Origin of the sequence: Manganibacter manganicus (genome assembly GCF_002075885.1) — a bacterium.
Classification (GTDB): Bacteria; Pseudomonadota; Alphaproteobacteria; order Rhizobiales; family Rhizobiaceae; genus Mesorhizobium; species Mesorhizobium manganicum.
Window position 1 is genome coordinate 102098 of the sequence record NZ_MDET01000007.1, and the last position, 13173, is coordinate 115270.

Consider the following 13173-nt stretch of genomic DNA (forward strand, 5'->3'; position numbering starts at 1 on the left):
GCGGACCATCGCCCCTTCAGAGTTTAGCGACGTCCAGCCCCGCGCCGCAAACAAGCCCGCCGACAACATTGCCCCTGGAAACGGCAATCTTCCCGGATCTCAAGGCAGCAATGGAAGCAGCGCCGCTGAGGTCGGCCGCTATGCCCAGTTCGAACCACAGCCATTTCGCTGCCGACTCCATGTCTTCGTCGGTGACGAGAACCAGTTCATCCACATGGTCGCGCACGACGCCGAAAACGCCGGGATCGGTTTCGCCGCAACTCATCGTGGCAACCTTGCTGGTGACGCTTGGCAACCGCACGACATGTCCCGCATCGATGCTGGCTTTCAGCGTCGGGGAGCCGACCGGCTCGATGCCGATAATGCGAATCGACGGCTTGAGCGCCTTGAGCGCAACCGCCATGCCCGAGATCAACCCACCCCCGCCGATCGCCACCAGCACGGTGTCGAGTTCGGGCGCCACTTCCAACAACGCCAGCCCGATCGTGCCCTGCCCCGCCATCACATACGGATCGGCGAAAGGATGGAAATAGGCGGCACCGGTTGTCTCGGCCAGGGAAAGCGCTGCAACATTCGCCTCGTTCCAAATCTTGCCGACGACCTCGACGCGGGCGCCGCGAAGACGCAGTTTCTCGCGCTTTTCCTCGGTGCTGCTTTCCGGCACGAAGACGGTTGCTGCGACACCTGCATGCTGCGCGGCATGTACGACCGCCAGCCCATGATTGCCGCCCGATGCGGTAACGATGCCCCTGGCCACCGCGTCGGCGGGCAGGCTGAGCAGTTTGTTCATCGCGCCGCGCGCCTTGAACGAACCGCTGACCTGAAGGTTTTCCAGCTTGAGCAGCAGCCGCGCCGGTGTTGCGGGTCCTGAAACGTGTGTCACCTCGACGGTCGGCGTGTCCCTGATATGCAGTGCAATGCGCCGCGCCGCCGCGCGGATATCGTCCAGATCAATCATGCCGGTTCTCCTTCATAGGCCGAGGCTACGACAACGACGCAATTGCCCGGCCGCACCCGTCCTGGCTGGCGGCGACCATAGACGATGCCGCTTGCCCTGTAATGAAGGTCGACAGGGCGGCGCTGCGGCTGGGTCAGAAAATGGATACGGGCGCAAGCCTGCCCGGCCTCGACCTCGGTGCCGAGCGGATGCAGCGGTTCGAGGAAACCGTCATCTTCGGCAAGGACATGCGCGAGCGGCGACAACTTGCAAAGCCGGGTCGGGGTAGCGGAGGCTGCGACCGGCCTCGTGATCGCGCCGACGCTTGCCAGCACATTGCGGATGCCGTGCCGGCACAACGCCAACGCATCGATGGACACGGTGCCCTTGCCCGCCATCTCCGTGCCGACCGACGTCATGCCATAGCGCGCCGCCGAGGCTGTTGCCGTGCGCGGATCGCCCCGGTTGTCGATCACCACGGTGACCGGCGCGCCGAATGCCATTGCAGCGCGCATATTGTCCTGATGCTTTTGCGGCGTGTTGCCCGGCTCGATCACCGCGCTGGGCAGGATATCGAGCGAAGACCCGCCGGAGTGCAGATCAAGAAACACATCGCCCAAGGGAAACAGCACGTCGTGCACGAAAGCGGCAATCTGCTCGGTCGTGGTGCCGAGCGCGTTGCCGGGAAAAACCCGGTTCAAATTCAGGCCGTCGATGGGCGAATTACGCTGCGCGGCCTGCACGGCCGGCTGGTTGATGGCCGGAATGACGATTAATCGGCCGCTGACTTGTTCGATGTCGATATCGCGGATCAGTTCGCCCAGCGCGATCGGGCCTTCATATTCATCGCCATGATTGCCGCCCTCAAGGATCACGGTCGGGCCTTTTCCATTGGCGATGACGGCAATGGGAACCGGGACCACGCCCCAGGCATCGTCATTGCCCGAAAACGGCACATGGAACTGGCCGACCTGCCTGCCCGGCCGGTCGAAATCCACGGTGCACGAAATCATCTTTTTCGAGAGATTATCCGCCATTTTTGCTTTCTGTCTTTCGATGCCCAAGGAGAACACCTGACCTTTGGTCGAGTGCCCTTGCGGCCATTGTTTTTCACTAATAAAAGCGCGGGATCATGTTCTGATCCCGCAGTTGATCTCTATGACCATAACACCGAGACCCCGCACAGCCGCCCACAGAAAAACGTCCGCCACGGCAAAGGCCGAGGCGGCAGGCAAACAGCGCTATGGCGCGCCGGCGCTGGAAAAAGGGCTCGATGTGCTCGAACTGCTGGCGGACCTTTCGCAGGGCGTCAGCCAGAGCGAAATCGCCCAACGGCTCGGCCGGTCCCTGCAGGAAGTCTATCGCGTCGTCATGGTGCTGGAACGGCGCGGGTTCATTCAGCGCCGCCCCGACGAGGACGGTTATTTCCTGTCCAGCCGGATGTACGAACTGGCCAGCCGCTATCCACCCCTGGCGCGTCTGGTGGACATCGCGGTTCCGCTGATGAACGAGGCGGCCGCCGCGGCCAGCCAAGCGCTGCATATGGCGGTGCTCGACGCGACCAATATCCGCATCATTGCCCAGGCCGACAGTCCGGCGCCATTCGGCTTTCGCCTGCGGGTCGGCACGAAGAACACGGCGATGGCGACCGCTTCGGGCCGCCTTCTCGTGGCCCTGCAGCCTCCGGCCATTCGCGACTGGGTGCTGGACGACATGCGGAAGAACCTGTCGCCGGCGGAAGCGAAAGCTCTGATCCAGCGCATCGAGAAAATCCGCATCAAAGGCTACGAGATGGTGGTCAACGAAAGCCTGCAGGGCATCACCGATGTCAGTTTTCCCCTGCTCGATCACAGCGGCTTTGCGCAAGCCGTGCTGACCATGCCCTATCTGGCCGCAACGCGTCAGACGATCGGCTTCGATGCCGCCTGTGCGTCGGTCTTTCGCGCCGCCCAGGCGATTACTGAAATGTTGGGAGGGGTTGCGCCAATCGTCAGCTTTCCGCTGACGCGCAGCATCGTCCGGCGCCCCTCCAATCGGGCTTGCTGAACGGCTTGTCATTGCCGCCCACTCGCCGGAATTGGCCGGTGCTCGAAAATCAGGTCCAGCCAAAGCGGTTCGCCGTTCTGATCGGCGATCTCTTCGAATACATGTGACAGCGACGCCGTCCATTTTGCCTGAATTTCGCTGGCGGCCGTAATGCGCGCCGCATGGTTATAGCCCCATCGGGTGCGCAGGCTGCTGATAACCAGATCGCCGCGCCGCCAGATGCGATAATCGTAAACGCCGGCTTCATCGAGCAGTGTCATGATTTGCGGCCACACCGCCCGGTGCGCCCGGTCATATTCCGGCCCCATGCCGGGCTTGAGCCTGTAGAGAAAGACCAGCGGCTCGTGGTCATGCGCGCCAGCGTGCATCACGGCCTCGTGGCGGCGCCGGCAAGAGGAGGTTCGGGAACCACTCCACCCAGGCGGCTGGACTTGAGCGCGGCGTCCACCAGCAGCATGGTGTGCAAGGAGTCACCAACATTCGTGACCAGACGCTCGTCCTCGCCCGCTGCAAAGCGTTGAAGATTGGCCATGACATAGGCGAAGGAGTCCGGCACCCTTTCTCCCATCAGCGGAACCTCGGCCCATGCCTGACCCTCATGACAGATTTCCAGCCGTTCCGGCTGCGGGTGCAGGTAATCGAGCAAATAGCCGACGCTGAGATGCGCAGCACCCTTGATACCCTCGACCCGAATGGTGGCTTCGGTGTGCCGTGGCCCATGGCCGTAGGTGTGGTTCAGGGACAAGGCGCAGCGGACACGCTCGCCATAATCGAGAATGATGCTGGAGCGTGCATCGGCCTGACCGGCATAGCGCGGATGCTTAACCGACTTGGCATAGACACTGTCCGGTTCGCCCAGAAGACCACGAATCCAGTCGAGATAGTGGATCGAATGAAGCGGGATCTCCACGGCCGGCATTTTTGGAATGAACGACCACAGTTCCCACGGCATATAGACCGCCAGATGGATTTCGACATCGACGATTTCACCGAACAAGCCACGGCGCACCGCATCCTCGATGGCGAGCATGGACGGCGTGAAGCGCAATTGAAAATTGGTCGCCGCAACGATTTCTCGCTCATCGAGTGCGGCAACGATCTCGCGGGCTGAAGCGCCGTCCGGCCCCAGCGGCTTCTGGATCAGCACAGTTGCCCCTTTTGGCAGGCGTTTGGCGGTTTCGAGCACGGCAGTTGGCGGCAAAGCCAGATCAAAAACGCCCTCCGTCGAACAGGCGGCAATGGCTTCATCCAGTGAAGCATGAACGACCGGAATGTCAAAATCGCGTGCGAGTTGACGGGCCGCCGCGGCTTCGACGTCAAAGACCCCGACAACCGGCAGCCCCATCTTCCTGTAGGCTGGCAAATGCGCGTCACGCACTATGCCGCCGCAGCCGATGATGGTGATCGAGCGCCGCTGCGAGGGCATCGGCCAGGATTGCCGCAAATCGGCAAAGGACGTGTCAGGCATCTTGCTCACGGCTATATCATTAGCGAAAGGCTGAATTGATATTTGATAGGTACTCTGCTGTAGTGAGTCAATTGAAGGAGGAGGCTCGGCCATGCCGATCGGAGGAGAAAAACGCCATCCTGACACAGCGGCGCAATTGCATCTGGCCCGCTGATGGCTGTGCACAGCAAGGGTGACGGGTTGTATGATGGGCCGATTGTCGATGCCCACCACCATTGGTGGGACACAGCCCTCGGTCGCCACCCCTGGCTGAAGGGTCAAAGCGGCCCGGTGCTTGGGCAGTCCTGCCTGCCGCACGATTATCTGCGCGCCGCCACCGGTTATGATTTGCGCGCCAGCGTCCATGTCGAAGCCGGCTGGGACCCGGACGATCCGCAGGGCGAAATCGCCTGGCTCGACAGCCTGCCGCGCCCCGAAGGGATCGCTGCACGCTATGTCGCCTATGCCGATCTGGCATCGCCGGATGTCGAAGCGACATTGGCGGCACTGGCCAGAAACAAGCGTGTGACGGGCGTGCGCGCCATTGTGAGTTGGCATCCAGACCCCTCAATGTCGCGGGTGACGGAGCGGCATCTGATGATGAACACGGACTGGCGCGCAGGCCTCAGTTGTCTCGAACCGCTCGGCTTTTCGCTCGACCTGTTGATGTCGCCCTGGCAGGTTGACGACGCCTGCGATCTGTTTGCCAGCTTTCCAGGCATTCGCTTTGCCATCAACCATTGCAGCTCTCCTTTCGAGCGAAGCACCGAGGGTATGGCGGCATGGGCCGAGGGTTTGAAACGCCTCGCTAGCGCCCCGAATGCCTTCCTGAAAATCTCCGATCTCGTGGCCTACGATCCCGACTGGACCGAAGAAAGCCTCACCACCGTCGCGCGCGCCTGTCTCGCCGCCTTCGGCGCGCGGCGCTGCATGCTCGGCAGCGATCACCCGGTGGCAACGCTTCATGCCACGTTCCATCAGACCTATGAGCATTTTCGTCGCGTGTTCTCGGATCTTAGCCAGGAGGAACAACTCGCCCTGTTTGCCAGCAACGCCACGGAGTTCTACCGTGTGCCATCGCATCCATGCGAGGAATAGACATGCCGCCATCCTTGACGGCAACGCGCAAAATCGCCTGCACATCACTGTCGCTGCCATGCTTCGGCCTCGGCACCGCGCATCTGGGCGAACTCTATGGCAAGGTTGACGAGGAGCAATCGCGCGCCACGCTGGAGACGGCATGGCGGGCAGGCGTTCGCTATTACGACACGGCGCCTTGGTATGGGCGCGGCCTTGCCGAGCATCGTCTCGGCAGCTTCCTTCGCACGAAGTCGCGCGGCGATTTCATCGTAACGACCAAGGTCGGCCGCACACTCCACCGGCCTGAAAACCCCACCGCCTTCGACCGCGCGCCATGGGCCGGCGGGCTGAATTTCGATATTCGTTTCGACTATTCCTATGACGGTATCATGCGCGCCTACGAGCAGTCGCTGCAGCGGCTGGCCCTCGATACGCTCGATGCGTTGGTTATCCACGACCTCGAAGCGGGCTATCATGGCGAGGCGCTGGCAGGGCATCTCGACGATCTCGAAAACAGCGGGATGAAGGCACTTGCCGAGTTGAAGGGCAGCGGCCAGATCAAGGCGATCGGCTGTGGCATCAACACGTCAGATGCGCTGCGCGAGATGGTGCGCCGGCTCGACCTGGATTTCTGCCTGGTGGCAATGCCCTATACGCTGCTCGATCAGCGCGATCTCGATGAGGGCATGAATACTTGCGCCAGGCGAGGCGTCTCGGTCATCATAGGCGCGCCTTTCGCGTCCGGTATCCTGGTGTCCGGCTCCCGTGCAGGCGGAGCCTATGGTTATGCCAAAGCCCCCGATGCGATCCGAGAAAAGGTTCACGCCATCGAAGCGGTCTGCGAAGAATACAACGTAGCTCTACCGGCTGCCGCGTTACAATTCGTGCTCGCCCATCCGGCCGTCGTCTCGGTTATTCCAGGTGCGGCCAAGCCGGTGGAGTTGACGCAAAATCTCGCATCGCTGGAAACGCAAATCCCGGCATTGTTCTGGCAGAGGTTGCGCGAGAAGAAACTGATTGATCCGCGCGCGCCTGTTCCAAGCTAACGAGGCGAGTTCGATGACTTCGATCAGCGCGCCGTCGCGGCATTAATTCAGCGGTCAAATTTGAAACAATGAGATATGGGCTCCCAGTTTCATCCTGTCCGGCATTTCATCATTTTTAGCCTGAAAACCAACCATTTACGTGAATTCGACACGTCAATTCGTGCGATCCATGTTGCGCATGTTGCAATCGGATGCCCGTAATTTTTCCAAGGGTTTCCGAGCAAGCAGCGCGCCTCCGTGCGGCATGGCACGCGATATGGATTGATGCTCCGCCTCGATCGCTCGTCGATCGCGCGTGCTGACTAAAGACGTTACTGAGCGTTTCTCGTATCACTGTCTGGACCTTGGAATTTTTGAGGATCACGCTGCTTGCCGGTGAGCAATGGAGATGATTTCTTCGATCCATGAGAACTGCGCTCTTAACCGCGATCGCGATGTTGGCTTTCGCGACAAATTCTGTCCTGGCAAGACTTGCTCTTTCAGACGGCTCGATCGACCCACTCGCGTTTACCGGCATCAGATTGATGTCGGGTGCGGCAGTGCTTGCGATTATCTTGTTCTACCGACGAACTTCCGAGGTTCTACGGACTTTCCCAAGAACAGGAAATTGGACCGGAGCCGTCTCGCTCCTACTTTACGCGATCACCTTCTCCGTCGCCTATGGCATGGTCAGCGCCGGTCCGGGAGCGCTCATCCTCTTTGCAAGCGTGCAGATAAGCATGGTCGCATGGGCCGTAGCCAAGGGCGACAGGCCCGCGCTTTTCGAGTGGCTCGGCATGTTCATCGCAATAGCCGCACTGACCTATCTCGTTTTCCCCGGCTTGACCGCTCCACCATTGTCGGGAGCAGCACTGATGGCGATCGCCGGAGCATCGTGGGGGACATACTCCTTGATTGGGAGAGGATCGCGATCGCCCTTGGCGGACACGGCGGGGAATTTCATTCGTTGCGCTCCGATCGGTGCCGTCGCAGTTCTCGCTGGCGTTATCCGATCTCACCCAACCAGCGGGGGCGTGGCCTATGCACTGTTCTCCGGCGCCATCGCGTCCGGCTTGGGCTATATCATCTGGTACGATGTTCTGCCCAAACTCTCCCGGACCACCGCGGCGGTCGTTCAACTGACAGTGCCTGGGATCGCAGCCTTAGGAGGCGTGGTTCTCATAGGTGAACCGTTGACTGGCCGGCTCCTGATTGCCATGGCCGGGATCGTCGGCGGGGTATCGGTCACCTTGTTCGCCACAGACCGCAGACGACGCAAAATGCCGCCGGTCTGATACGCGCGTATGGCCATGGACTGGCGGCATACGGGGCACCGTTGCCCTCCTGCTGATCACAGATGCCTTGTCGGCGTTGGGGACTTTGCCGTATGCACGGCTGGTCCCCCCTTCCGGTCTTCTCACGATGCGTCGTTTCGATTTTATTGAACTTGCCGTCATGCTGGCTACAGTGGTGCAATGGCTCGTGCTGGCAACCATCACCGGCGCAATCATCGGAACCGGCACAAGCCTGTTTCTGCATGGACTGTTCTTTGCGACAGACCGCACAGCTGATGTCCCGCTATGGCTTCAGACGCTGCTGTTGCCAGTTGGGGGGCTGCTAAACGGCCTGCTGCTATACTACGGCTATCGAGCTAACACCGGCGACCTGAAGGATTCGATCTTCGCCGCGGTGAATACCCAATCGGGCCGGATGCCATTTCGGACCATCCTGATCAAGCCTATCGCTGCCATCATCACGCTCGGCAGCGGTGGTTCTGCGGGCAAGGAAGGACCTTGCTCGCACATTGGCGCGTCGCTGGCCTCGGCGGTCGGCCAGGCGCTTCGATTGAACACGGAACTTCGACTGCGGATCGTGGCCTGCGGTGTGAGTGCTGGCTTCGCGAGCGTGTTCGGCACACCGATTGCAGGCGCCATTTATGGCGTCGAGGTGTTGGCGATCGGGCGCGTCAGGCACGACTTCCTCTTGCCGGCAATCGTTGCGGGCGCCGCATCCTACCATGTCAGCATACTGTGGGGCGTTCCCTACCAGTATTACCAGCTTCCGGCACTGCCGGGGTTCTCCGAGACGCTGTTTTTGAAAACAACGGTGCTCGGTGTTATCTGCGGCATTGTCGCCCTCGTGTTCGTGGAATTCGTCTATCGTACTGCCTGGCTTTCGGTCCACCTCAGGAATCGGTTCAAGGTCTGGCCGCCACTGATGCCGCTTGGTGGCGGTGTTCTACTTGCCCTCCTGATCCTGATCATTCCAACTGATTATCTCGGACTCAGCCTTTCTCTCATGGATCGGGCACTGGCAGGAGAGCCGATGCCGTATTTTGGTTTCCTATGGAAAAGCCTGCTTGTGGCCATCACCATCGGCTCGGGCTTCTATGGCGGTATCGTCACTCCACAATTTGTCATCGGCGCTGTGGCAGGCAGCGCCTTTGCTCACCTGCTCGGCATGGATGCAATGCTTGGCGCGGCCGTTGGGCTGACCAGCGTGGTGGCAGCGGCATCGAATACCCCGATCGCCGCCGTTCTGATGGGCGTCGAACTGTTTGGTGGCTCAATCGGCACGGTCTACATCGCCGGCGCTGCGATCGCGGCCTATCTCATGATCGGGCATCGAAGCATCTACCCCGAACAACGCCTTGCCTACTCCAAGTCGTCGTGGATGCGAATTCAGCCAGAGACATCCGTTGAGACCGAAAAGGCCAAGCTCGCGTATGGCTTACTCCGGTGGTTAGGACGAAAACGGAAGCGTTGGCGCTAGGGTCAGGACTCATTAATATGATCGAAATGGCGCCGGAAACGGCAAAGAGATGCAAGGAGAGACGCGAAGAGCGGGGTAGTTCCCCCGGTCGAGCGGTTCGACGCAGCAGATCACAGCCGTTTTGGCGTCCACAGGATGTGGTCCATCTGCCCGGCTGCATTGTCGCGAAGGACTTGAAAACCGAACGGTTTCCTGCGCCTCCGCTCCGCCTATCCGAACAGATGGCCTCACACCATTTCGACCAGATTGATGGGTCCTGACCCTAGCTACCAAACTGCTCTGTACTGGATCCGTCATGGACGCCGAATGTGGGCGGCATAGGCCTTGATTAAACCGCAATCGCCGTCCATGTAACGAGTGTGTAGCGCGTCCCGACAAAGGTTGATGCGCTGGAGCCTCGCTCTTCGTCCGACCACGGATGTACTGGCGAGTTGATTAGCGAGGACGCACACGCCGGAGCCGTTGGGTGGAATTCCCAGCGGCTTTTTCGTTTTCACCGGCCATGACGGCACGGCGGTTGGACAGACAGTATAGAATCACATGAGAGCGCCCATGCCTCGCCCCTCGAGACAGGCTTCCATCTCACAAGATTGCGAGCAGCGGAACTGTTCCTTCTTCCTCACATTGGCTCACCGTTGGCAACATCCACCGACAGATTCGCGACCTCGACGGTGCAGGGTATCTGGAAATCCCACGGTCTCAGCCCGCACCGCTGGCGGTACTTCAAGCTCTCCAACGATCCGGCCTTCGCCGAGAAACTCACGACCATCGTTGGCTTGTATGTCGAACCACCGGCCCATGCCGTGATGCTGTCGGTCGATGAGAAGTCGCAGATTCAGGCGCTCGACCGAACCCAGCCCGGCCTGCCGATGAAGAAGGGCCGCGCCGGTACGATGACGGACGACTACATCCTAGACATCATATCACGTAGGCACCGCCGACCTTGCTTCATCGACCAGCCAGGCCGGAGCACTGACGGAGGGGTTTTCAGGCAGATAGTAGATATCCAGGGTATCGCCGGGCTCCAGATGCGTGAATGCATCGCGGACATCCAAGGTCTGCGCGTCAAACTCTCTTCCTTCGACTGAAAATCGATAGCGGAAAGCCCATTCGTGCCTGTGGCTGCCGACCAGCTTGCGGCATTTGCGCACTACTTGCGCTTGGGTAGCAATTCCGCGCTGGGTCAAAGCTTGAACCTGTTTTCCTCGTCCGATGGCCCCGCGGACGACAAGACCGACGATGACGAGGCCCAGAAGGCAGATGCCAACAAAACCCATTATGGGACCCTCTTAACTACGTTACCTGCCGCCAGCCCTACGGAGGCGGATCCTGGTAGAAAAAGATCATGTCGATATCCGATTCCGGGACGAAATCCTGCGCCTCCCGTCTTCAGGCCGGCAGGAGGGCAGAAGCTGAACAGATAGCCCTCGGGGTTCTCGATCTTCAGTTGAAACGCGCCTATCGGCCCGCTCCAGTTTCGTGCTGTCTTGAGGAGATAGCTGAGTTGCATCGGCTCGAAATACGCATGCTGCGCGTCGAAGCGCGTCTTGAATGCATCGTCGTAGCAGTAGCGGGTATTTCCCGTGCCGGGAAATAAAGAGTATTTGCCTTCGGTCGTTTCGACGCCGTAAAGCGGCACGTAAGTGATGTCGACCGTTCTCTCACCGGGTGGAAAGGTCTGCTGCCATTCGTAGACGGTCTGATACTTCCATCGTGGGTAGTAGAAGGGATCCTCGCCATAGCTCTCAACGAGATTCGCTTCCATGAGAGCGTCGAGGGTGGATTGCGGAAGGTTCTGGAGCTCGAAAAAGCTCGGGTCGGCCAAAAGTACGGGAATCTGCATGGACTGCAATTGCGCCGTGACGTTGGTTCCGTTCATCCAGCCATATTCGTGAAGTTTGGGCTGGATCGGTTTGCCATTGGCCTTGACCTCGAAAGCCATGTAGTTGCGCAGATCGGTTTCCGATGCGCTCCTGAGGATCAGCATGTTCGTGCCACCGTCGAGCATCATTTTTGGCATCGGAAAACCGATCGTGAGCTGAAGCGGGCGGTCCGCGGACGAGCGAAAGACATAGTGCACGTGGATGCGTTCAAGGCCGATCGTCAGATCCTCGCGTTCGATCGAAACGTGCTCATTTTGATGGAAGATGACGCCACCCGCCGGGAACGACGCCATCGCGCCATTCGCAAGCGCGGCTGTCGGGAAGCACAATCCGATGAGGACGCCCGATATGAGAGTCAAGTCCAATCTCATCGTTTGCGTCCCCCTCGACGCGATCAGTCGTATCCGTAGAGTGTAATCGAAGGAAGTGGGCGCGCTCCTTCCTCGATGGCTACGTCGATGATTCGGCAGTCATTCTCATGGGCCTTGGCATCGGCGATCTCACGCGCCTTCTGGTTGGCGTCGGCATTGCCCGTCGCAACGACGTAGCCAAGGATGCATCCTCGCCATTCCTCGATCTGACCGACCTTGCGGACGACAAGGACTTCCACAGCCGCTTCGCTATGATTTGGATCGTCAATAAACCAGCGTTGAATTGCAGCGACAGGAACCGAGCGATCGCCCTCCGTTAGGACGCGCCACTCAATCGTCCCGCCCATTCGATTGGGGGCAGAGAAACTTACCCAGCGCGATATGAACTCGCCGTGGGGCGGGAAGCCGTAATAGACGCTCTCGCGATCCGCTGTCGTCAGAATCAGAACGGGATACCCGCCATATCCCGGACAAACAGCCTGTCGGGGGACGCCATTGGCGGCATCGGCGGTCGTGAATACCATGCAGTCGGAGGGATCGATTTTGGTATAGGCACTGGTGATGTCCCCTGCCTGCGCCGGCAGGGGCAAGGTCAGGATAATGGCCGCCACCAGCGCCGTACTCGTTCGGTACGCCTTTACCATTCGACAATCTCGACGCGGCGGTTCTTCGCCCGCCCTTCCTCCGTGCGGTTGGTGGCGACGGGCGCAGCCATGCCGACACCGACGGCAGTGAGGCGGCCGGTGTCGATGCGGTAGACGGAGGTGAGTGTGGCGACCACCGATTTCGCGCGACGCAGCGAGAGGTCGCGATTGTAGTCGAGCGCACCCTTGGCGTCGGTGTGGCCGACGATCAGCACCTTGAGGTCGGGACTGTCCTTCAGGAGCGCGGCAATCTCCTGGAGCTGCGGCTTGGAATCCGGCCTGATATCGGCCTTGTCGAAATCGAAGAGGATGCCGTAGACGGCGACACGGCCCTCGGTCGCGATCTCCGACTGGAGCGCGCCGGCATCGAGCACCGCCATCTTCTCTTCCATAGGCTTCAGTTCGACGACATCGAGCTGGACCATCGTGCGGTTTGCGTTCGGCCCGCCGCCGGATTTGTTCATCACCGCGTAGACGGTGGCATAGACATCGCCTTCGGGCCGCGAGAGCTTGGCTGCCAGATAGCGCTGCTCGGCCTGGTATTCGCCGTAAAGGGAATAGAGTTTGCCCGCCGCGATCGTGTGGTTGAAGTTGCGCCCGCCGCAGGCGTCCTTCTCGCATGTGAAGACCATCTCGAAACCGACCGCCTTCAGCGCGTTCTCATAGTTGCGAAAGACTTCGAGCACCGAACGGTCGGCCGGCGCGCGATAGCTGAGACGCGTCACCTTGCCTTCGAGCGGAAGCGTGGCATCGAGGTTCTTGTCCAGCCCGCCATAGACCGCCGCCTTGGCGACCATCAGCCGGTAATCGGTAAATTCCTGGGCATCGTAGCTGACGATCTCCGAGCCTTCATAACGCGGAATCAGCGGATGGTCGGCGCTGCCTGCCACATCAGTGGCATTCGCAACACCGATACCGAACAAGCATATGAATATCGCAAGCACGAAGCGCATGGTTCATTCCTCCCG

13 protein-coding genes and 1 pseudogene are annotated in these 13173 nt (G+C 60.2%); 6 read left to right on the forward strand and 8 right to left on the reverse strand.

Annotation, left to right across the window (positions count from 1 at the left end):
* Positions 1–16: 16 nt before the first annotated feature.
* Both BFN67_RS06345 and BFN67_RS06350 read right to left on the reverse strand, forming a co-directional pair.
* Positions 17–958, reverse strand: a complete 942-nt coding sequence (locus BFN67_RS06345) for a threonine ammonia-lyase (protein ID WP_080918787.1) — start codon at positions 956–958, stop codon at positions 17–19.
* The gene (locus BFN67_RS06350; protein WP_080918788.1) at positions 955–1974 is read right to left on the reverse strand and encodes a succinylglutamate desuccinylase/aspartoacylase family protein; all 1020 of its coding nucleotides are present in this window, start codon (positions 1972–1974) and stop codon (positions 955–957) included. Before BFN67_RS06350 ends, BFN67_RS06345 begins: the two co-directional genes overlap by 4 nt.
* 121 nt (positions 1975–2095) lie before the next feature.
* Here BFN67_RS06350 and BFN67_RS06355 point away from each other — a divergent pair, with 121 nt between their 5' ends.
* Complete coding sequence (locus BFN67_RS06355) at positions 2096–2983, forward strand: IclR family transcriptional regulator (RefSeq protein WP_080918789.1); 888 nt, start codon at positions 2096–2098, stop codon at positions 2981–2983.
* A gap of 8 nt (positions 2984–2991) precedes the next feature.
* On the opposite strand, the gene BFN67_RS06360 is transcribed toward BFN67_RS06355, so the two are convergent.
* Both BFN67_RS06360 and BFN67_RS06365 read right to left on the reverse strand, forming a co-directional pair.
* Positions 2992–3351, reverse strand: coding sequence for an L-rhamnose mutarotase (locus BFN67_RS06360; protein WP_080918790.1), 360 nt, complete (start codon positions 3349–3351; stop codon positions 2992–2994).
* Positions 3351–4451: a Gfo/Idh/MocA family protein gene (locus BFN67_RS06365; RefSeq protein ID WP_080918791.1), complete on the reverse strand. Its 1101-nt coding sequence runs from the start codon at positions 4449–4451 to the stop codon at positions 3351–3353. Before BFN67_RS06365 ends, BFN67_RS06360 begins: the two co-directional genes overlap by 1 nt.
* Positions 4452–4604: 153 nt before the next feature.
* On the opposite strand from BFN67_RS06365, the gene BFN67_RS06370 reads away from it, so the two are divergent.
* From BFN67_RS06370 to BFN67_RS06390, 5 genes and pseudogenes are all read left to right on the forward strand, one after another.
* Positions 4605–5528 (forward strand): amidohydrolase family protein, encoded by a 924-nt coding sequence (locus BFN67_RS06370; protein ID WP_080918792.1) that lies wholly within the window; start codon positions 4605–4607, stop codon positions 5526–5528.
* Between the two features lie 2 nt (positions 5529–5530).
* A complete protein-coding gene (locus BFN67_RS06375; RefSeq protein WP_158083482.1) occupies positions 5531–6556 on the forward strand; it encodes an aldo/keto reductase in 1026 nt (341 codons plus the stop codon).
* Positions 6557–6960: 404 nt separating this feature from the next.
* On the forward strand, positions 6961–7830 hold the full coding sequence (locus BFN67_RS06380; RefSeq protein ID WP_080918794.1) for a DMT family transporter: 870 nt from the start codon (positions 6961–6963) through the stop codon (positions 7828–7830).
* A gap of 127 nt (positions 7831–7957) precedes the next feature.
* Positions 7958–9307, forward strand: a complete 1350-nt coding sequence (locus tag BFN67_RS06385) for a chloride channel protein (RefSeq protein WP_245295170.1) — start codon at positions 7958–7960, stop codon at positions 9305–9307.
* A gap of 665 nt (positions 9308–9972) precedes the next feature.
* A pseudogene (locus BFN67_RS06390) lies at positions 9973–10215 on the forward strand (IS630 family transposase); the annotation flags it as partial.
* Positions 10216–10230: 15 nt separating this feature from the next.
* Here the strand turns inward: BFN67_RS06390 and BFN67_RS25180 are convergent.
* From BFN67_RS25180 to BFN67_RS06410, 4 genes are read right to left on the reverse strand one after another with little or no spacing between them, the layout of a single operon-like run.
* Positions 10231–10584 carry a DUF3592 domain-containing protein gene (locus BFN67_RS25180; protein ID WP_080918795.1) on the reverse strand — a complete coding sequence of 118 codons (354 nt, stop codon included), beginning with the start codon at positions 10582–10584 and terminating at the stop codon, positions 10231–10233.
* Entirely contained in the window at positions 10584–11555 is a 972-nt protein-coding gene (locus tag BFN67_RS06400) for a DUF4424 family protein (RefSeq protein WP_204842127.1), read from the reverse strand. The genes BFN67_RS25180 and BFN67_RS06400 overlap by 1 nt, the downstream gene beginning before the upstream one ends.
* Before the next feature lie 29 nt (positions 11556–11584).
* Positions 11585–12172, reverse strand: coding sequence for a hypothetical protein (locus BFN67_RS06405; RefSeq protein ID WP_139789052.1), 588 nt, complete (start codon positions 12170–12172; stop codon positions 11585–11587).
* Positions 12173–12198: 26 nt separating this feature from the next.
* Positions 12199–13158, reverse strand: a complete 960-nt coding sequence (locus tag BFN67_RS06410) for an OmpA family protein (protein WP_080918797.1) — start codon at positions 13156–13158, stop codon at positions 12199–12201.
* Positions 13159–13173 lie beyond the last annotated feature (15 nt).

Bases quoted from the DNA above. Each gene is read 5' to 3' on its own strand.
- BFN67_RS06345 (WP_080918787.1), bottom strand. From the start codon at position 958: ATGATTGATCTGGACGATATCCGCGCGGCGGCGCGGCGCATTGCACTG.
- BFN67_RS06350 (WP_080918788.1), bottom strand. From the start codon at position 1,974: ATGGCGGATAATCTCTCGAAAAAGATGATTTCGTGCACCGTGGATTTC.
- BFN67_RS06355 (WP_080918789.1), top strand. From the start codon at position 2,096: ATGACCATAACACCGAGACCCCGCACAGCCGCCCACAGAAAAACGTCC.
- BFN67_RS06360 (WP_080918790.1), bottom strand. From the start codon at position 3,351: ATGCACGCTGGCGCGCATGACCACGAGCCGCTGGTCTTTCTCTACAGG.
- BFN67_RS06365 (WP_080918791.1), bottom strand. From the start codon at position 4,451: ATGCCTGACACGTCCTTTGCCGATTTGCGGCAATCCTGGCCGATGCCC.
- BFN67_RS06370 (WP_080918792.1), top strand. From the start codon at position 4,605: ATGGCTGTGCACAGCAAGGGTGACGGGTTGTATGATGGGCCGATTGTC.
- BFN67_RS06375 (WP_158083482.1), top strand. From the start codon at position 5,531: ATGCCGCCATCCTTGACGGCAACGCGCAAAATCGCCTGCACATCACTG.
- BFN67_RS06380 (WP_080918794.1), top strand. From the start codon at position 6,961: ATGAGAACTGCGCTCTTAACCGCGATCGCGATGTTGGCTTTCGCGACA.
- BFN67_RS06385 (WP_245295170.1), top strand. From the start codon at position 7,958: ATGCGTCGTTTCGATTTTATTGAACTTGCCGTCATGCTGGCTACAGTG.
- BFN67_RS25180 (WP_080918795.1), bottom strand. From the start codon at position 10,584: ATGGGTTTTGTTGGCATCTGCCTTCTGGGCCTCGTCATCGTCGGTCTT.
- BFN67_RS06410 (WP_080918797.1), bottom strand. From the start codon at position 13,158: ATGCGCTTCGTGCTTGCGATATTCATATGCTTGTTCGGTATCGGTGTT.